The organism is Anaerosacchariphilus polymeriproducens (genome assembly GCF_003363435.1).
Taxonomy (GTDB): domain Bacteria; phylum Bacillota; class Clostridia; order Lachnospirales; family Lachnospiraceae; genus Anaerosacchariphilus; species Anaerosacchariphilus polymeriproducens.
Genome location: NZ_QRCT01000007.1, coordinates 21,049 through 41,957, shown reverse-complemented (window position 1 = coordinate 41,957; position 20,909 = coordinate 21,049). Strand labels below are relative to the sequence as shown.

The following is a 20,909-nucleotide window of genomic DNA, read 5'->3' as shown; positions in this document are numbered from 1 at the left end:
TTCAATAAGTATAACCTCTCTCCTTTTTAAAATAGTAGTCCTTTTTAAATAGCATTTTTTGAAAAGGCATTTGCAGAAATATATGTTCTCCCTGAAATTCGCAATTTACATATACAGCTTCAACAAAATTATTGATTTGAATGCTTTTATTATCAGAATTCATTCTTATGTTTTCTTCAATTAGATCTAAGCTTCTAATATTTTGGTTAGTGGAGCGATTTAAATAAAGTAAGATTTGAAGATAATCCCTATAACTGAAACCAATTTCATCGGATGTCTCTTCCTTTTTAATGCTTACTGGTAAATTTAACAAATCATTTAAATCCATTCTCCAAGTATTATCCGTCTTATCAAAAACAACTTTATTTCCCTGTATTAACTGATATATGTCATTTAAACTTTCACCATATGACCACAAAAGAATTATTGATTCTTTTGTCATGTTCTCTGGAAAAAGATTCAATGATTCTATTGCCAAATTTGCAATAAAATTATCCATTTCATTCATTTTTTCAGTACTGTTTTTTAGATAGGTTAAATTTTTCTCTAACCGAATTTGAAATATCTGCTCAATTACTAATTCTAGATTTTTGATATCACTACTTTGACCAAATAAGATATACTCTAACTCATAATCTAGTGCCGAATTTGATATTCTTTTAGAATTACTTTTTTCCTGGTCTAAATATGATTTAAACTTTTCTAGCAGGTAACCCTGCCATATTGTTTCTTCATCCTCTCCCGTCTCATTGCCCCTTTGTTCTTTATTGAATATATTTAGATTTCTATTCGATAATGTTTTATTTAAATCAATTATTTTTGTAGAAAATTCTTGATTTTTTACGATAGATAGTACCTTATTTCCAATTAATTGAGCAGCCGGGAGCAGAGGGTCGTTCTCTGCTCCGTTTCTAATTAATCTAATAATTTGCTCAAGTTTATTTCTTAAATCCGGAAAACTTAATTCTTTTGACTTCTTAATATTATCAAGTATTTTCATTTTATCCTCTAACTTAAACTTTCTACCTATATATTCTATTGCCTGGTTCCGAAAACTAATTCCATTTTGATCTGTTGCACAAATCCGTTTTGTAATGTTGCAATTCCCTATCCTAATTTGCCACAAATCTAAAAATGCTTTTTCATTCGACTCCTTCATCGGGTTTAAATTAAAGTCCATATACTCTTTTAATCTTCTTTCTAACTTCTCCTTCCTGTATTCTTCACCATAGGCACTATCTATGTAAAACAAATCATAATTTTCCAGAATTTCTTTATTATACTCTCCAAAAACGGAATATAAACCTAAATCTAAGGAGTTTATCGCCTGCACCTTTAATCCATATAGCCTGGCAGATTCAATCGTCAGACATATAAGGCTGCATAAACAAAATAAAGTAAATGTTAAAAATACAGTAATGCTACCCTTCAAATTATTAAGCTTAAATCGTTCCACTCTGGCTTTGAATCTTTTCAAATATCGACCCCATTAAGGCTTGAATATTACTTTTAAATATAATAACCAAACTGATCAGTACTACTAATATTAAAATCACTTCAATAGCCCCTACTCCATCCTCTTCTTTTAACTTTTTTAATAACTTCATCAAAATCCTCCTATCTCTTACAGAGCCCAAAAAGCCGGTACTGCAACTATAATTAGTACTACTATTAGCAGCATCATCATCGGTAATAATAATTTCGTACCTGCTTCTTCACCCAGCTTCCGAGCCATGCTCTTACGTTCTTCTAACGCTTGATTCATTTCGTTTTGCAACAGCCTTTTTATTTCTTTGGTCCCCTGACGTATATTCTGTACTAAAATTCCACTTAATTTTAAATATTTTTGAACTCTACACCTACGTCCAAATCTTTCAAGCGCTTCTATCTCCGTATAGCCGTCTCTTATTTCATAATAAGTAATCAGCATTTCCTCATAAATATATCTATACTTAATAATTCCTCCCTCTTTTTGTTTTTTATAATCAAAGACTATTCTTGTCCAAGCCTGTGATACCGGTGCTCCAGCTTCCAATAATAATAATAATTTAGTTACCACTCTAGAGTAATCAATAAGCATCTGTTTTTCTCTTTCTTTTACCATGTCTTTTAAATCTCGGATTCTTTTTAAAATAATTCCTATAGAAATTACAGTGGATAAAATAATAATCCATATATTTATATATTTTTTTCTTCTTTTCCAAGTAATTGCACGATTATTAATTGACAAAGGCAGCTTAATTTTGGGATTAGTTATGGTTTCTTTATTTTTTTCTTTTATCTGCATTTCTAATTTTTCCAATATGCTAAGTTGAGAGTTAACAGCGGGAAAGATTTTAATATAGAATGTATAGAAATATTCATTTTCAAAATATTGTAGATGAGCTGTTACTTTACCTAATTCTCCTTTCTTAGATATATCTTTTTTTACTATCCTGCCAGTATAATCTATTAACCCAAATGGCGTTATTTCCCATTCAACGTCAACTAGTCCTTTATAAGCTTTTTTGACTAAATCTACTTTTTCAACTACTCGATCTACACTCTTATTTTTATTTAAGAATTTATGCTCCACCTCTTTCTTTGCAAGTTGAAATATTTTTTCTACTTCATCCTTGGAAAACTGCCTTTCTGAAACTGTTACGTCTACTTTTTTTTCATCTTTCTCTCCCTCAATATCTGCAATTAGATTTTCTGTTCTTTCTCCTTTTCCATATGAATTTCTAATTAAATACCCATTTGTAACCGAGCTCTCATTACCAGTAAGTTGAACAAACAAACCTACAAAATTACCTATAAATAAAATGATTAAAACCATTTTTAAGCTTTCAAAATAAAACTCTTTAAGTTTATAATCTGAATCTATGTCAGGAAAAAGTAATTGTAAACTTTTTTTAACCCTTCTCCCTACAGCCTTCATACAACCACATTTGTTAAGTACCTCCATAATTATCCATGCAATTTTACAAAACAGACCTCCTTTATAATTTCGTTTTAAACCACAAAGGATTCCTATTAAAAAAACTATAAATATAAAAATATGAATAAACATTTTCACACCTCTATCTCGACTAATTTTTTTCCTATCCAGATTGCAGCCGCATATAAACCTAGACAAACTGTCATAACTACGATTCCTAAAACATTCCCATACACAGGTGCAAAGTAATCATGAGTAGTTAATTTTATAAAAAGTATGATTATAAATGGAATGCCAAACATAGCTTTGAATTCTAATTGTTTTCCAGCTAATATTGTTTGAATATCTTTTTCGATTTCTGCTTTATCAGCAATTACTTCAGCTGTGGATTTGATAATCTGAACCATATCACCTCCTGTTTTTTTAGAAACGTGAAAAATATCTGAAAAACTAATGATATCCTCAAGTTGAGTACGCTTCCCCAAATCATCAATTATATCTTCAATCGGTATATTCATATTTATTTGATGATTTATTAATCTAAATTCGTAAGTAACCATCTCCTCAGCACCATAAAGTTTTATCATATCTTCATATGCTTCTTTCCATGCATTTTCAATTGAGTATCCAACACATAACGCTCCCGACACAGCATAAATTCCATCTCTGAACTGCAGACAGAAAACTTGTTTTCTTTTTTTTACCAGAGTCCGCTTTTTCTCTTTAAGAAACCAAAATATAAACGGAAGAAAAAGCGGGTAAATTAAAATTGACGAATAAAACAAGTAACATATGGTAATAATTATTGAAAGTGCCTGCAGTATATAAAAAATCCATTCTCTTTTAGAAAATTTGTAATTTAAATAATCAATTTTCTTCATTTGTTCTCTATCTCTTTCTTTTCAAATCTTTGCATCGTCTTAATTCAGCTTTCTTATTTTCTCTTGTAAAGAGTTGAAACAATTGAACTTCTCCTTCCCTTACTTCTCCTATCTCCGAAATTTCTACAACCTTCCTGCTCCCATCCTTCATACGTTCTAAATGAAGAATAATATCAATTCCTGCAGAAATCTGTCTTTTGACGGCTTCCAAAGGAATCTCCGTACCCATTAGAACCATAGTCTCTAATCTGCTTATCATATCCTTTGTACTATTACTGTGTCCCGTAGATAAAGAACCGTCATGTCCGGTATTCATGGCTTGAAGCATATCAAGCGCTTCTCCACCCCTTACTTCACCAACGATTAAGCGATCCGGCCGCATTCTTAAACTCGTGCGAATCAAATCCCTAATAGTAATCTCATAATTACCTTCTATGCTAGCTGTTCTGGCTTCCAGACGAACTAAATTCGGATGATTAACAATCTGCAGTTCTGCAGAATCTTCAATTGTAATAATTCGTTCATTTAATGGGATAAATTCAGACAGTGCATTAAGGAAAGTGGTTTTGCCGGAACTTGTTCCTCCACTAATAAAAATGTTATATCCTTGCACCACTAGATATTTAAGAAATTCTGCCACTTCTTGTGTAAGAGTATGTACGTGAATCAATTCTTTCATCGTAATTACTTTTTTGGGAAATTTTCGTATGGTTATTATAGGACCGTTTAAAGCTATGGGGTAAAGAACAATATTTACTCTTTCTCCATTTTGTAATCTGGCATCAGCAATTGGATTCGCATCATTTATTCTCCTATTAGATTTTGATACCACTTGTTGAATCATATCTTCTAATTTTTTGTAGGAATCAAACTTCTTATGCCATTGAAATATCTCACCCCGCTTTTCTATAAAAATGTTCTCTGTACCATTTACCATTATTTCAGAAATTCCTGGATCTTCGATTAATTCCTGCAAAATATCAAGCCTTCTAAGAGAGTTAAAAACTTCTCGGCTTAAGCTTTCTTTTTCTCCCAGAGAAAGATAAGTTTCTTTTCCCTGTTGAATAATTAAATTATCTATTTTCTCTTGTATTTCTTGATCTGTAAGTTCCTTTGTTATGTCTAGCTGGCTCACAACTTTGCTTTTCAAAATTTGGGCTAAGCTAATTTTATTCTACCTCCTTTTTATTACTAAATATTTTAAAAGCTGCTTCTTCTATTGAGCTTTTTAATATACTCACCTTTTCTATTTTCATTTGAATTTTTTGCTTATCTATTGCATTTAATACTTTGTCAAATTGCTCCATTTTTCCTCCCTTATAATTACTCTCTTTAATAGGAACATAAATTTTATTACATATTTCCAGCAACTTCAAACTTTCATCTATTTCGTCTGAAATATCTAGAATAATTGTTTCATACTTCGTCATAAGACTTATTTTGTTTAACATATCTAACCACTCTGTTAATGTGATTTCTTTCAGATCCATTGGGTTTTCTACAGGTGGAATGTATTCTAAATTACTTGTTTTACAAATTATACTATCAAAATAATTAGTAAATTTTTCTTCTTTGATTTTGAAATAATAAAATAAATCGCTAATATCACGTTGGAAAGATCTTTGCATTATTTGGGAAAATCCATGATATCCTTTTAAATTTAAATATAATGTACTTTTTTCCATTCCAGATAATTCACCATAACTCATTGCCAACAAAGTCTGAAGTTCTTCATTCCATGGAGAATAAAATCCAATAAAATTATAATTTTCCTTATATTTCAGTTCACTATTTGACTTATCTTCTTTTTCATTTTGGGCATAATATAACATTATTTGTCGAAACATTTCTTGCGCTGATTGATATTTATAAATTGTTAAATAATTCTGGTATTCTGCTTTTATTGTACCTTCAGACATTATAATAAGGTTTTTTATATTGATCTGCTGAATCCAACTATCTAATAATTGGTTAGATACTAACAAAATCTCTAATGAATTATTATTACAATAGTCAACTAATTTATTAACACTACTAAAAGTATGTAGTTGAAATCTTTGGGAAATTTGTGATTCTAAATAATCCACTAACCGATAAACGTAATCGATTTCTGAATCGCAAATGGCAAAAATGCCCTTTTTCAAATTATCACCTCCTTTACTGGAGAATTTTCTTTGGGATTTTTCTGCAAGAAATTGCAGTTAGATAAATAAAAATATAATAGATTTTCAACATAATTCGCCGGCTCTATGTTGTAGTTAAGATTATAAAACAGAATTATTGATTTGTCTATCCCCAAATTTTATTTTTTTATTCTATATCTTTAAAACATTATTTTATACCCAATTTACTGCTATCCTATAAATATTTTAAAATAATATCCATTTTATTCTAATTTTGGGTATAGTAGTTAATTATCCTGCTTATACTATTAAAAAGATCAAGAAAGAAGGAAGAATTCTATGGATTTTATGCGCAAAAAAGACCCAAGAACAACGCAACTGAATATAATTCTAAAAGAATTAGCCGAAACCAAGTGCGAATTGGATTCGGCCTATGCTAAATTTCAAAATGTAATTGATCCAGATTTAATTGATTCTTCAATTTATGAAGTTAACGCTGTTCAAAAGCGTTATAAATTTTTATTACGCTGCGCGAAGGAATTAAGCTAGAAATCCCCGATTTTCTCCCTGCATATTAGAAAATTCTTTTAAACAGCCTTTACCATAAGTCAGTCCTGCGTATATCTGTTGAGTATTTTTCATTAACGGCTGGGAGGAATCTTTTCTGCTAATTTCTTCAAATGCCTTTCTTAAATTTTTAATTACAATCTTTGGTCCTTTTAATTCACTGCTGTCGTTTTTTATTAAACTTAATGCAAGAGAACGATTCACATAAAGATATAATCGCATCAGCTCATAGGAAATCTCGTATTGAAAATTTAATGCACTCATCAACTCCGTAACAAATGGCTGTGCTTTTCTTACTGCGTAACGGAATTCATTTTTATCTTCTTTGGCATCTGCATCTTCCGCCTCTGATAAATAAGTCAATAATATATCATAGATAACTACAACTAACTGAGTTCGGTTACTTTGTGAAATACGCAAAGTATATTCTTGAATTTTTTCTTTCTTCATATGCGAATCTCCCAACTATTGCAGTAATTGTAAAACTTGTTGTGGTTTATCATTCGCTTGGGCAAGCACAGAAGTTGCCGCCTGTGACAAAACATTATATTGCGTATAATTTGACATTTCTTCTGCCATATCTACATCTTCAATACGTGATAGAGCTGATGTCATATTCAGTTCTGATGTATCCAAACTAGCTATTGCATGGTCTAAACGATTCTGATAAGCTCCTAATTGTGATCTTACAGAAGATACTTTACTTAATGCTTTATCAAGTGCAGTAATTGCCTTTTCAAGACCTGCATCACTGCTATAATTTAAATTATTAAGTTCTAATCCTTCAAGGGACATATCCGGTATTCTTACTTCCATAATCTGGCCTTCATTTGCACCAATTTGTAAAGTCATACTTCCAATATCTTTTACATCAATTATTAGATCTTCTGAAGTTCCCGGTGTCACAGAACCAGGCGTTGTTCCGGCCATATCAACAAATACAGTCTGTGCCATACCAGGTTTTACTTTAACATTCATTTCAAACCCATTTCTGTCTGTTACTGTTACATTCATTCCATCAGAAGTAATAACTGCTGTATTTTCATATCCGATATATTCTCCTGCATCCAAAGTAAATTCTGCATCTACATCAATCCCTCTTACCTCAGTTTGTGTGGTCTGCAATCCAAGCGCACTTGCTAATGCTGCATTATCACAACTAATCTGAACACTTGCTTTGGAACCATAATCTTCTGAAACAAATACCAATCTATTTCCATATGTAAAACTTTCCGGTGTATATCCCGCATAATCTGAATCTGTTCCATAAATCGTTCCCGGAATTGCAGAAACAGAAATCAAAGTAACATCAGCCTGTTCGGCTGCACTTCTGATTTTTTCATAAACTACAGCGGAGTTATCTCCTTCTTCTATACTTACCGTCACACCATTTATGTAGATATTACCCTCCTGAGCTGCCAAAATATTACCTTGACCTGCATCTGAATTATCTCCGACATAAACAGCCTGTCTGGCATCACTTACAATCGTCAAGCCATATTCTTGTGCACTTACACTATTACTAAAATAGGTAACTTTAGCTTCTGTTTGTGCAATATAAGCTTTTTGATCTAAACTGCCATCCAGCAATGTTTTTTTATTAAATTCGGTATCTTTGGAAATTCGGTCAATTTCTTTGGACAAATTATCCACTTCTTTTTGAATGGCTTCCATATCTTCCGTTGTATTGGTTCCATTAGCCGCCTGGACCGCTAATTCCCGCATCCTTTGGATAATTGAAGTCACCTCAGACAGTGCACCCTCAGCTGTTTCAATGACTGAGATTCCATCTTGCGCATTGGTGGAAGCTTTACTGAGTCCGTTAATTTGCGCGTCCATTTTATTTGCGATAGCCATTCCGGCAGGATTATCCTTGGCATGATTTATTTTGAGACCTGAAGAAAGTCTTTCTAATGACTGTGTTAATTTATCTTCTGTTTTCAATAATTCTCTATTTGCAATAATTGCTGACATGTTGTGATTAATTTTCATTTCATTACCTCACTTTCATCTGCTATGTATATCGGTATTTTTTTTAATTTTATTAACTAATTTCTGAAAACATCTTTTGGATATTTGTTACAAAGGCTTTAGCTACTTGATATAGTTTAACTGTTTGAAGCTCATTTTCTTCTTTTCCATCTCTTTGAAGAACCGGCTTTTGATAAGAATTCGATTTAATGATACCGCTTGATACATAATTTATCTCTATCTCAGGTTCTCCTTCTATTTCTTTGGATAGGTTCGTTTCAAAGTTTTTAAAATGATTTAGGATTTCTTCTTGCTGTGATGCGATATGGCCTGTTATACTTTTTTGTGACACTAGTAACTTGACTGCAATTTTTCCTATTTTATCAAGTTCCATAGAAATGGATATCGTTCCTTTTTCTTCTTCCCCACGTACAATTTTTAAATTCATAACAGATACATCGTCTCCAACCAATATTGGAATAGCATATTGCTCGTCTTTTACTAGATTTGTCCCTATTTGAATTTCTTGACATGCGAGTTTCATTTCCCGAATATCAACACTTGTCACTTCTGCCTCCGCAAGCATTCCCTTCATTACATTCTCAGCTGTCTCGGCTAAATCGTTTTGTGCTTTTGCCATATCCTCTGGTGTCGATAAATCTTCCGCAAATCGTTTGAACGTTTCTAATATTACATCAGATAAGTCATTCTCTTTTTTTGCTTCTTCAAATAACTTTTTATACGCTTTTCCTTTTCCCTTAAGTACAGACTCAGCGGCAAGTAAATGATCCATTGTTACCGGAATATCATAATCATTAAGCATTTTAATTACATCATCTTCCATGCTTTTGATTTGGGAAAACTCCTCCAACTGCGCTTTATAAAAGCTTTGTTTTATTTCTTTTTCTTCTTGAACTTTTTGAATTTCTTGAGAAAAAATTTCAAAAGGCATATCTTCTACTACCTCGAAACTACCCTGTTCATTTACAACAGTTTTTAGTTTTTCCGGTGTAATGACCTCTAAAGTATTTTCTACTAACTGTGAATAATAAGCCGTTTCAATTTGATTTATTATATTCGTTCCTTCTACGTTCAATTGTTCCAGATTGCCAAACTGATCATTTATTTCAACATTTATTCCTTGGCTTTTCAATGTTCTTACACTCATCATCAAATTCTTCAACGTGATTTCAGCCCCTTGATTCAACAATGCTCCTACTGCGGCTCCATCCGTCTTTTCTACCTGATTCAGTAAGCGATATATTCCTATATAGGAACTTCTTTCTTCTGGGGTAATCTCATTGTTTTGTTCCAATTTATGCAGATAAGAACTAAACTTTTCTTCTTGTCCTATCCCTGATTCTTTTTTAATCTCATCTACAATTTTATTTAATTCCGCAATATCAGTTTCTAGAGGATTGATTCCTTTTCGAATCAGTTGTAACGTTACAGTAGGCGTTAGATTTTTCATTAATTTTTGAGCCTGAATGTCTTTTTCTTTTATCTGCATTATAGATTCTTCCGTAATATCCATATGGTTATAACCTAAAATCTTTACAGCCCTACAGTTATTCTGAGTAATATCTAACCCTAAATCTTTTAAAATTTCATCTACATTCTGAAATGCTTTCTGTATAGAATCTCCCATATCTGCTCTAGGTGCAGTCATTAAGGTCTCATAAGTTTCATTTGCTTTTTGCAAAACTGCCTTTATATCGCTGCCTTTTTCGCTAATATGCTTTACAGTAAAAGGAATATCTCTTCCCAACACAAAAGACGGCACTTCTTTAATAAACTCTACTGCATTCGTGGTTTGTTGATAGAGCTGCAGATTTTCTTCTGTAGGTTCTACCTGATGACGTGTAAATACATTCTCATAGGCTTGTCTTTCTATTGTTCTTAAATGTTCCACTAACTGCTCCAATTCTTGCGTCTCTACTTGAATCCCTTGTCGAGACATCTGAACCACTGAATCTAATGTCATTTTTAATCGTATTTCCTCTAATTGTCTTGCAGCAGTAAGTAGTGCAGGCTCATCTTGATTTGAGGTATTTTGTACTCCATTTATATCCTGCCCTTCTTTTTGATTTTGAATCCGTCCGAACGCTTCCAATGTTAGCGGACTATTTTGTTCTATTAATTCACTTATTTGATTCGTTGTAACGTTATTTACTATATCAAGAATCTGCTTCCCTTGCTCTAGTATTCCTAATGTTTTAGCAACGTTAGCATCTTGCGGCCTTTTCCCATCCTCTATTGCGCTTACAATACCATCCATTATATTTTCTGCAGGAATTGGCAGTTTAATATTCTCTAATTCTTTTAACTGTTCGTAAGACTCTTTTGTTAATGGAATCCCGCTCTCGATCATCCATTTGGCATCTTCTATATTTTCTTGATTAACTTCAAATCCCGCCTCTTGAATAACTTCTTCCATTGACCCCTGAAGATCCTTCCAGTTTATTTTATCTGCTTGAGGATTTTGATATTCTACACTACCGGAATATTTAGCTTTATACAGATTACCAACTGTAGGTTTCAATTGATTACGCATCATATATTGAATATTAGCAGATGTTAAGGGTTCTAATTTTTCAGCCTGATTAATTGTCTCCTGTGAATCCTTTATGTTTTCCTGTGTTGCAGGGATATCACTTTCTTCGAACTTTGAAGCCAGGCTATTTGCGATTGCACTATTACCGATCACTCCTTCTATCGTTTGAGCATTTAACTCATCTCCATAGTTTTGATAATCTTTTGATTGCGCCATTGCTATTTTTATTTTATCAACTACGGTTACAATCTCCTCTATTTCTGTATCATATAAGGATTTCCCTTCCTCATTCATCTTTTCACAATCTTTTACACTTGTCGTATTCGTGATCGTCTCAACTTGCTTTTTTATCTGTTGAATCTCATCTAATTGAGCATACTCCTGTATCTCAGTTTTAGAATCAATAGCCTCAAAAATACCTCTATCCTCTTCACTATGCAAAATTTGATAACTCTCATTTTCTTTTATCGTATTCTGTTCTGATTTTTGTATCGTACTACTAACATTTTTCCATAATTCATTCCCATTATTTTGAATTATCACATCGTTGGCATTCTGGTAATCTATTTTCATTGAATCCTCTCCGTTCACTTACTTTTATAATTTAGATATTAAAGTATTTGATATCTATTTCGACAGATTTCACAGATTTCTTAACAACAAAAAATAAGCTGCTTACTAAATAGTAAACAGCCCTTATTTTAAAATAGAAATACACCTATACCATATGCCGGCAGTTCGTATCCAATTGAATATTCTCTACCGTCACATTCTTGTTTCACCGATTTATAAATCTTAGCCGATTCAACATTTATATCTTGTGAAGTATTATCTAAAATCAATTTGTAATTTTTAAGTTTTGGCACCCCTACCCGATAATCGTTTCTTGCTACCGGCGTAAAATTAAATACAAATAATAAATTATTCCTGCCTGTAGATGACTTTCGGATAAAGCTAAAAATGCTTCTATAACTGTCATTTGCATTGATCCATTCAAACCCACTGGGCTCATGGTCCAATTCATACATTGCAGGATATTTCTTATATAACTTTAATAGACTTCTCATGAATCCTTGTAACTGTTGGTGCTCACTATTTGCTAGTAGAAACCAATCAAGTTCTCTATCTTCATTCCATTCACGAAGCTGCGCAAAGTCCTGACCCATAAATAATAATTTTTTTCCCGGATGCGCTATCATGAAAGCATATGCTACTTTCAGATTTGCAAACTTTTCATCTTCTTCACCAGGCATCTTATTCAACATAGAACATTTTAAATGTACCACTTCGTCATGTGATAAGACCAAAATATACTTTTCACTATAATTGTAGCTCATGGCAAAAGTCATTTTATGATGATTATCCTTTCTAAAATAAGGATCTAATTTCATATAATCTAAGAAGTCATGCATCCATCCCATATTCCACTTATATGTAAAATGCAAACCTTCCTCTTCGGCCCTGCCCGTAACCTTAGGCCATGCAGTAGATTCTTCTGCTATCATCATGACACCATTATTTCTTCCGGTTATCAAAGTATTAATATGCTTGAAAAAGTCTATCGCTTCCAGGTTTTGATTTCCACCATATTTATTTGCAATCCATTGTCCATCTTGTTTTCCATAATCTAAATATAACATAGATGCAACTGCATCTACTCTCAACCCATCAATATGATAATGCTCTATCCATAAAAGAGCACTGCCAATCAAAAAGTTTCTGACCTCATTTTTTCCATAATCAAAAATCTTAGTTCCCCAATCAGGATGTTCCCCTTTTTTTGGATCTTCATATTCATATAAACTTGTGCCATCAAACTCTGCCAATCCATGAGAATCCTTCGGAAAATGTGCTGGTACCCAATCTAAAATAATTCCTATTTTATTTCTATGCAGATAATTTACTAAATACATAAAATCCTGAGGTGAACCATATCGCGAAGTCGGTGCATAGTAGCCGGTCACCTGATACCCCCATGATCCGTCATACGGATATTCCAAAATTCCCATTAATTCAACATGAGTATAGCCCATTTCGTGCACATACTCCGTCAATGAATGAGCAAACTCACGATAATTATATAAACTATCATCTCCGCACCGTCCTAAATGACGTTTCCATGAACCAGGATGTACTTCATATATTGCGATTGGCTGATGATCAAGTCCATTTTGTGCCCTTTTTTTCATCCATATAGTATCCGTCCACTTAAATCCCTCAATATCGGCAACAACGGAAGCATTTCCCGGTCTTAACTCGGCTGAATTCCCATATGGATCAGTTTTGTATAACAGTTCACCATCTTTTGTTTCTATCTGGTATTTATACATAGCCCCTTCGGAAACATTAGGAATGAATAACTCGTAAATTCCCATGGGTTCAAGGCGCTTCATAGGATTCTTATGAAAATCCCAATTATTAAAATCACCTATTACACTTACTCTCTTTGCATTTGGTGCCCATACAGCAAATCGTACTCCCGGCACATCTCCTTCCTTTATCGGATGTGCCCCCAGTTTCTTATAGATATCATAATGTGTTCCTTGTCCGAACAAATACATATCCAATTCAGAAAAACCACCTAATTCTTCTGTTTTTACCTGAGGGGTACTTTTTGTCTTTCTGGCTCTTTTTACTTCTGACACTTCTAAATCTGATGTTTTTGCCATAAGTAACACCACCTTTGCTATTTTATTTTAGAAATCACCAAAATCTTTTTCCCGTAAAATTACGTAATCCTCTTCATTATATCTTCTGGAGAGTAAAATATCTGCCAATTTCTTCATACGGCCTTTTTCTGAATTAGAAATTGCCTCATCGATAATCTCTTTTACTTCTATTAAAGTAGTTGCAACATCCAGCTTCTCAACACTTCCAATCCGATTGTAGAGTGCTAATGTTCCCATTTCATCCAAATCATATGCTAATTCATTTGCATATGCTCTTCCGAATGCAACAAGCTCATCATTGTTTAAAATAGGAATCTGTATCCTTTCAGTAAATTTTTGGGTGAATTTATTATTTAATTCGAGCAATTTTTTCAATGAAGCTTCATCATCTTCCATGATTACTAATAAATTATCTGTATCCTTTTCCATAGCAGCTGACATTTTCATTAATGTATCTGCTTCTAAATCACCTGCTTTTTCAATAATTAAATAACCGCCTGCCATCTTTCTGAAAGTAGCTTCTATATCTTTTTTATTTAAAACTGTACCTTTCACTTTCCCGACTTTACCGGTATTTTCATTTTTGTCCTTTTGAATCGCCTTCACAATATCTGTAGCTAATGTAGTTTTTCCCATACCCGACTCTCCGGATATCAAAATATTTCCACTATTAGATGTTGTATCTTGAGCTCTGAAAATATGCACATGATATAACACATCACATATTTGTTCTTCCATTTCACGAACATGTGCAAAATAAGTGAAAATTTTTCTCTGCTCTTCCGTCAACTCATTTTGTCTTTCTCGTGAACCTGCCATATTGTCAGTCTTATTAACTTTCTTTGAAGATTTCTTGTGTTTCTTTCTCTTTTTGTATTCTTCTTTATCATTATTCTTTGAGTTACTGTCATCATTTTTCTTTGGTGAGAATAGTGACTCTATTTTTTTATTTTCTTCCATATCCTGAGGAACATCTTCCTGTTGATTTGTGATCAACTCTTCTTGGTCTGATTTTTCTTCTTCCGGTTCCTTATTTTCCTCTTCGATTTCTTGTTCTGATTCAGATATGATTGCCTGTAATTCATTTAAAGGTAACTTCTCAGTTAATTGATCATCAACTTCTTCCTGAAATGGTTCTTCGTCTACTGTTAACAAAGCTTCAACTTCCGATTCCAAATCATCCGATATTGACTCTTCAGCTGCTAATTCTTCTTTCAGCACTTCATTCTCTTCATCAACAATCTCTTTTTCAGTCTCCTCTTCAAGAGGTTCTTCAGGTATCTGAGGAATGTAATCAGTCAAACAACCCATAATATCCTCTGCCTGCTGCAAGGCTTTACTTTTGGCCTCTTCCAAACGTCTTTGCTCTGCAATAGCAATCGCTTCTTCCGCAGCTTTTTTGGTCTTTTCCCACTCAGCCAGAATATCCTCAATACTCATCTGACCTGTTATCTGCTTTTCAACCATAGGTTCTTCCGGTACATAAAGACTAATCTGCCCATCTGTATCTTCAGCAAGCATTTCACGGAAATCAGTATTAAAAGAATTCTTAACATTATTATCTCCTAATCTGTTTACGTTTTCTTTATAGTCTCTCTGAGTCCTATCAGTTGGTTTTCCTTTATAGTCATTTCTATTAAGCTTATCCTCATGTTTTTTCATTTCCTGTGCTTCTTTCTCTTCCCGCTGTTTCCAAATTTCCTGTGTCTTCTGAAGCTCTGGAATATTACTTCCATTTACTAGTTTTTTAATATGATTCATAGAGCTTGATACTGCCCCTGCTTCCGTCGCATGCATAATCTGTTTCATCTCTTTGGCTAATTCTGCCTGAAGATTCATTGTATTAAAACGTTCAGGAGACATACTTCGGAGGTTTTTTCCATTCTTCTCAGATAAAATATTTCCGGCTTTTTTATTCATTTCATATAAGTTTTCTACACTCTTTTTGTTTTCAAACTTATCCATTTGTTCCGGTGTCAGAGGTTCATAAATCATTTTCAACTCCATAGCTTTCTGAACATATTTACCTTCACCGAACCATAAAATAATGTCATTACATTCCTGAACACATGCCTGTACCATTCCTGCCTTATGATATAAATAAGCCAGCTCATAAGCCCATTCATCAGAATATTCCATATCGCGAAGTCTTTCCAGAATAACAATCAGCTCTGATAAAGATTTTCTGGTTCCTTTCGCAATCTTATATCTCAAAACATATTTCATGGAGTCTCTTGGTGCCACTTCTATAAAATCTTCATAATACTCTTTTGCTTCTTCAAAATTTCCTAAATGAATCGCATTTTCAGCTAACCGGTAAACAATCATTCTTCCTAAAGGAGAACGGTCATAAGCTAACATCAGTATATCTTTACTTTCTTCATATTTTCCAACTTTTTCATAAATATCACTAATATTACAAAGTTCAGAAACGCTTTTTGCTTTTCTCCAGTCAACGGTATCTGCAATCGCTGCAGCGGCTTGGTAATCTTCATTTTCTTTCAATTTTTGAATCTGCTCAAGTTTTATCCGGAATTCGTATTTATCCACTTATCTCACCTCTAAAGTTTATGTTTCCTTTTCATTTTTATTTACGATTTATTTTAAGGGTAAAATACCCCCAATTTTAGATATAATTACGTAATAAGTTTAACATATTGAAAAATACTTGTCAAAAACTATCTTATTTAATTAGACTCAAAAAAAGAACCTATTGATGTACCGAAGTATCAATAGATTTTCTTTTAATTCTGCTGCATTTCCTATATAACTCTTTCAATTGTAATATTAACTTTATAATTTGCCCAAATCAATAATTCATCTAAAAATTGGTTCAAATGCTGATAACTCTCTACTTGTACTTTAAGTATATAGCATCCTTCACCACTAATACGGCAAGCCTCTAAAACAGATGCATTTGCTTTAAGAAATCTTCTGAAGCCAATATGATCCGTCGATTTCATGAAAACCATAACAAAAGCTTCCATCTTATTTCCCATTTTTTCTAGATTTACTTTTACTGTATATCCCTCTATAATCCCTAAATTTTCCATTGATTGAATACGATTTTTTACAGCCTGGCCACTCATATGAACGTATTTACCAACTTCCTTCCATTGCATACGTCCATACTTTTGCAGTATTTCTAATATTTTAAAATCTGTTGAATCAAGCATAACTTTGCAAATCCTTTCATAAATCAAGTTCTACTTCCTAATATCTTGAACCTATCAAGTGAATTTTTTGTTAAAATAAATATAGCACAAACAAAAACTTACGACAATCATCAAGGAGGAACAAACTAATGAAGATTCAATTAATACGACATGCAACCCATTTGATATATTATAACGGCAAAAAAATTCTGGTCGATCCTATGTTCAGTCAAGCGAACACACTCGCGCCCATTAAAAATGTGCCAAATCATACACTAAATCCCTTAGTTCCACTTCCTCTATCTTTGGAAAGTTTAACAGATTGTGATATGATACTTCTCACCCACACCCACCGGGATCATTTTGATGAAGCCGCAATCTTGGCCTTACCAAAAGATAAGCCCATGCTTTGTCAAACAGAAGATGTAAAAAAATTAAGATCCCATAATTTTACGAAGATACATGAAATCAAAGAGACTTTTTCCTTTGAAGGAATTGAATTTATTCGAACGAAAGCCAAGCACGGACATGGAGCTATCGGTGCCACAATGGGACCTTCTTCTGGTTTTATTTTAAAATCTGCAAATGAACCTGCGGTATATATTACTGGTGATACTGTCTTTTTCCCTTGTATTTCCGAAATTATTACATTACATCAACCAAAAGTTATTGTTGGATATTGTGGAGAAGCCAAATTTTCGCTCGGTAGAGCCATCACCCTGAGCACAAACGATATAATGAAAATATGTAAGCTTATGACTAATTCTATCTTTTGTGCAATTCACATGGAGGCCTGGAATCACTGTCGACTGACTCGGGAAGACTTAAAGAAAGCGGTTTTAAATGAAGGATATCAAGAATTTATTTGGATTCCGGAAAATGGTGATTTTCGTGTGTTTGACTAATGATACATAGCGGAACTTTTTCTGTATTCTTAAATCAACAACCGTCTTAACTTAAATGAATGTATTGAAATTGAGCCTAAAAAACTGCCGCAAACCTTTTGCAGCAGTTTTTATATTTAATTTTATTAACTTTATTGAATTAATCGAAGTTATCCTTGTAAACATTTCCTGACTACAATCTACTCCTTCTCTTCATAAAAATCATGTGGTATTATTCAATATGATGACATCTTTTACACTCAAAAATCCGTATTCTTAATCCTTCGATTATCTTTATCATTTTTCACTCTAAAACGGATATGCTTTCAATAACTTTATTTTCAGGAAATCCATATGCCCTACCACGTTCATATTGATGATACTAGAATCTTGCATTTCCAATGGACTCACCTCTTATTTCCATTCCCGGTACCTTTTTTGGAATTTATGTTTTGTAATTACAAATATAATATAACAGATATCCTTTTAATTGTCAATTCTATTTCCGTCATTTTATTTATAATTTCGACTATTTATTTCTGTTATTGTTTTAAACTGTCTTTTTTGAATATATTTTTTATTTTTTCAAAATATTTAAGTCTTCTAACTTAACTTTGCTTTTTAATATAGAATATAAAAGTGCTGCTTCATGACATTAAGTCATTACACAGCACTCCCATCCTTTATTTTTTATTAAAATTAATCAAGCATCCTCTTAATATAATTTCTCTTTCGTCATCCGTCAATTCACCCAGCTTCAATGTAAATTCTTTCATTGTATCTCCTACAACATAAGCTTTTAGTTCGGACTCTTTCTTTTCAACAGCTTTTCTTATTCCAGGAATAAAAATATAATCCGAATTCTTAAATGGTAGTTCTCCCTTTTCAATAAGAAATGGAAGCATACCCCAGTTGATTAGATTGGAACGGTAACGTTTTGTTGCATATTCATTTGCGATGTTTGCCCAGCCGCCAAGTACTTTTTGGCAAGATGCAGCCTGTTCACGCGCAGAACCATCTCCTGGTTTTACAGCAAAAATGGTACTTCCTATACACATATTTTCACTTGTAATCTCTGAATTATGCTTTTTAATTTTTTCAATCACAGGAACAATTTCTTCAAAAGCTTCTCCTGGATTTTCTCCTGCAACTCTAGCCTTTTCAGCTAATTGCACTTCTTTGGCACGTCCTACATAAGCCGGATCTCTACGAGATAATGTAAACTCAGCAAGACCAAGTGGATTGGAACGATAAGAAGATGTTTCACCAGAAGGAATCAATTCATCTGTCGTGGTAACAGGATCATGAATTTCGGAAACTACTTTTAATACCATATTATCTCCTAGAGGAGACATTTCCGGCCAGTCTTTAATGTTCGGACCAAACTTAATATCAACAGAAGCATCTGCTGCCCCTTTGCTGTCATAAATACGGTTTTGATATATTGTTTTATCAAAGAAATATTTCGGGTTCGTATATTCAACATCTATGTCAGTTGCTGCTGTCAAATATCCTTTATTCGCAGCTGTTGCAGCAATTGAACGTGCATCCATCAGTGCAACAGAAGAAATCTGTCCATTTTGTAACTTAGATCCTTCACGATTTGGAAAGTTCCTTGTCGTATGACGGATACTGAACGCATTATTGGAAGGAGTATCACCTGCACCAAAACATGGTCCACAGAAAGCAGTCTTTACAACGGAACCGGTTGCCATCAAATCAGCAATCGCTCCATCCCGTACTAACTCCATGTAGATTGGCGTACTTGCCGGATATACACTTAATGTAAATTCGTCGGGTCCAATACTTGCGCCTCTCAATATATCTGCTGCTGCCGCTATATTTTCAAATCCACCACCTGCACATCCTGCAATAATACCTTGATCTACATATAGTTTTCCATTCTTCACTTTATCTTTTAATGAGAATTCTACGGAATCTCCAAGACTTGTAAGAGCACGTTTTTCACATTCATCCAAAATATCTAACAGATTAGCATTAAGTTCCTCAATCGTATACGTATTACTTGGATGGAATGGCATTGCAATCATTGGTTTGATTTCGCTTAAATCAATCTCAATCATTCCATCATAATATGCAACTTGTCCAGGATTCAATTCTTCGTATTCCTCTACTCTTCCATGAATCTCATAAAATTCTTTCACTTTTTCATCTGTTTTCCAGATTGAGGAAAGACATGTGGTCTCTGTCGTCATAACGTCAACTCCGATACGGAAATCAACACTTAAATTCGCAACACCAGGGCCAACAAATTCCATAACTTTATTATTTACATAACCATTTGCAAAAACTTCTCCAATTATAGCAAGAGCAACGTCTTGTGGCCCTACACCTTTCATTGGTGTTCCCGTCAAATAAACGCCTACCACCTTCGGCATATTAATATCATATGTCTGAGATAATATCTGTTTCACTAACTCGGGACCACCTTCACCCATCGCCATGGTTCCAAGGGCTCCATATCGGGTATGACTATCCGAGCCCAAAATCATTTTTCCACCACCGGCAAGCATTTCCCTTGCATATTGGTGAATGACTGCTTGATGCGGAGGCACATAGACACCGCCATATTTTTTTGCACAAGTCAGACCATACATATGATCATCCTCATTAATCGTTCCGCCTACTGCACACAAACTATTATGACAATTAGTCAGAACATACGGAACAGGGAATTTTTCCAAACCGGAAGCTCTTGCTGTTTGTATGATTCCTACAAAAGTAATGTCATGTGAAGTTAATTTATCAAATTTAATTTTTAGTTTCTCCATATTACCGGAAGTATTATGGTCCTCTAAAATACGATAAGCAATTGTATTCTTAGCTGCCTCTTCTTGGGCTGGCGCACTGCCTGTCTTACTTTGCAAAACTGCCCGTGTATCTTGACTATCTGGAATTATTTCGGTACCATTGATTAAATATGCACCGCTTTGGTATAATTTCATTGATTGGCCTCCTTAGTTTTTTTCATTATCAATTTTATATTATACTTGCACATCCGCTATATTGCAAGTAAAGGCGAAAAAGAACAGTACATTATGATTTCATAAGACTCAGCGGAAAAATGATTTTTTATAAAGAAAAAGAGCATCGCCCCATAACTAAAAATTAGTTATGAGTAACACTCTTTTATAAATTACTAAGAACTTAATAAGTTTTAATAA

Annotated in this window: 15 protein-coding genes; 2 read left to right on the top strand and 13 right to left on the bottom strand. The window is 33.4% G+C overall.

Features of this window, described 5'->3' with window-relative positions; genetic code table 11:
* Position 1 precedes the first annotated feature (1 nt).
* The 6 genes from DWV06_RS00825 to DWV06_RS00800 are packed head-to-tail and all read right to left on the bottom strand — an operon-like array spanning position 2 to position 5,945.
* Complete coding sequence (locus tag DWV06_RS00825; RefSeq protein ID WP_115480283.1) at positions 2-1,477, bottom strand: DUF5702 domain-containing protein; 1,476 nt, start codon at positions 1,475-1,477, stop codon at positions 2-4.
* On the bottom strand, positions 1,443-1,607 hold the full coding sequence (locus tag DWV06_RS00820; RefSeq protein WP_115480282.1) for a Flp1 family type IVb pilin: 165 nt from the start codon (positions 1,605-1,607) through the stop codon (positions 1,443-1,445). The genes DWV06_RS00825 and DWV06_RS00820 overlap by 35 nt, the downstream gene beginning before the upstream one ends.
* 17 nt (positions 1,608-1,624) lie before the next feature.
* Positions 1,625-3,052: a type II secretion system F family protein gene (locus DWV06_RS00815; protein ID WP_115480281.1), complete on the bottom strand. Its 1,428-nt coding sequence runs from the start codon at positions 3,050-3,052 to the stop codon at positions 1,625-1,627.
* Between the two features lie 2 nt (positions 3,053-3,054).
* A complete protein-coding gene (locus DWV06_RS00810) occupies positions 3,055-3,801 on the bottom strand; it encodes a type II secretion system F family protein (RefSeq protein ID WP_115480280.1) in 747 nt (248 codons plus the stop codon).
* Between the two features lie 7 nt (positions 3,802-3,808).
* Positions 3,809-4,936 carry a CpaF family protein gene (locus tag DWV06_RS00805; RefSeq protein ID WP_235828871.1) on the bottom strand — a complete coding sequence of 376 codons (1,128 nt, stop codon included), beginning with the start codon at positions 4,934-4,936 and terminating at the stop codon, positions 3,809-3,811.
* Between the two features lie 34 nt (positions 4,937-4,970).
* Positions 4,971-5,945 (bottom strand): P-loop NTPase family protein, encoded by a 975-nt coding sequence (locus DWV06_RS00800; protein ID WP_115480278.1) that lies wholly within the window; start codon positions 5,943-5,945, stop codon positions 4,971-4,973.
* 318 nt (positions 5,946-6,263) lie between these two features.
* Between DWV06_RS00800 and DWV06_RS00795 the strand changes: the two genes are divergently transcribed.
* A complete protein-coding gene (locus tag DWV06_RS00795; RefSeq protein ID WP_235828870.1) occupies positions 6,264-6,473 on the top strand; it encodes a YaaL family protein in 210 nt (69 codons plus the stop codon).
* Here DWV06_RS00795 and DWV06_RS00790 read toward each other — a convergent pair.
* From DWV06_RS00790 to DWV06_RS00765, 6 genes are all read right to left on the bottom strand, one after another.
* Positions 6,465-6,941, bottom strand: a complete 477-nt coding sequence (locus tag DWV06_RS00790) for a flagellar export chaperone FliS (RefSeq protein ID WP_115480277.1) — start codon at positions 6,939-6,941, stop codon at positions 6,465-6,467. The two genes, DWV06_RS00795 and DWV06_RS00790, sit on opposite strands and share 9 nt — an antisense overlap.
* A gap of 15 nt (positions 6,942-6,956) precedes the next feature.
* Complete coding sequence (locus DWV06_RS00785; protein ID WP_115480276.1) at positions 6,957-8,483, bottom strand: flagellin N-terminal helical domain-containing protein; 1,527 nt, start codon at positions 8,481-8,483, stop codon at positions 6,957-6,959.
* A 52-nt stretch (positions 8,484-8,535) separates the two neighbouring features.
* Positions 8,536-11,589 (bottom strand): DUF6240 domain-containing protein, encoded by a 3,054-nt coding sequence (locus DWV06_RS00780; RefSeq protein WP_115480275.1) that lies wholly within the window; start codon positions 11,587-11,589, stop codon positions 8,536-8,538.
* A gap of 128 nt (positions 11,590-11,717) precedes the next feature.
* Positions 11,718-13,577, bottom strand: coding sequence for a 1,4-alpha-glucan branching protein GlgB (gene glgB, locus DWV06_RS00775; protein ID WP_235828876.1), 1,860 nt, complete (start codon positions 13,575-13,577; stop codon positions 11,718-11,720).
* A 135-nt stretch (positions 13,578-13,712) separates the two neighbouring features.
* The gene (locus DWV06_RS00770; protein WP_115480273.1) at positions 13,713-16,235 is read right to left on the bottom strand and encodes a P-loop NTPase family protein; all 2,523 of its coding nucleotides are present in this window, start codon (positions 16,233-16,235) and stop codon (positions 13,713-13,715) included.
* Between the two features lie 212 nt (positions 16,236-16,447).
* The gene (locus DWV06_RS00765) at positions 16,448-16,861 is read right to left on the bottom strand and encodes an Lrp/AsnC family transcriptional regulator (protein WP_115480359.1); all 414 of its coding nucleotides are present in this window, start codon (positions 16,859-16,861) and stop codon (positions 16,448-16,450) included.
* 128 nt (positions 16,862-16,989) lie between these two features.
* On the opposite strand from DWV06_RS00765, the gene DWV06_RS00760 reads away from it, so the two are divergent.
* Positions 16,990-17,745: an MBL fold metallo-hydrolase gene (locus DWV06_RS00760; RefSeq protein WP_115480272.1), complete on the top strand. Its 756-nt coding sequence runs from the start codon at positions 16,990-16,992 to the stop codon at positions 17,743-17,745.
* A gap of 662 nt (positions 17,746-18,407) precedes the next feature.
* Here the strand turns inward: DWV06_RS00760 and DWV06_RS00755 are convergent.
* Complete coding sequence (locus DWV06_RS00755; protein ID WP_115480271.1) at positions 18,408-20,690, bottom strand: hydratase; 2,283 nt, start codon at positions 20,688-20,690, stop codon at positions 18,408-18,410.
* Between the last annotated feature and the right edge of the window lie 219 nt (positions 20,691-20,909).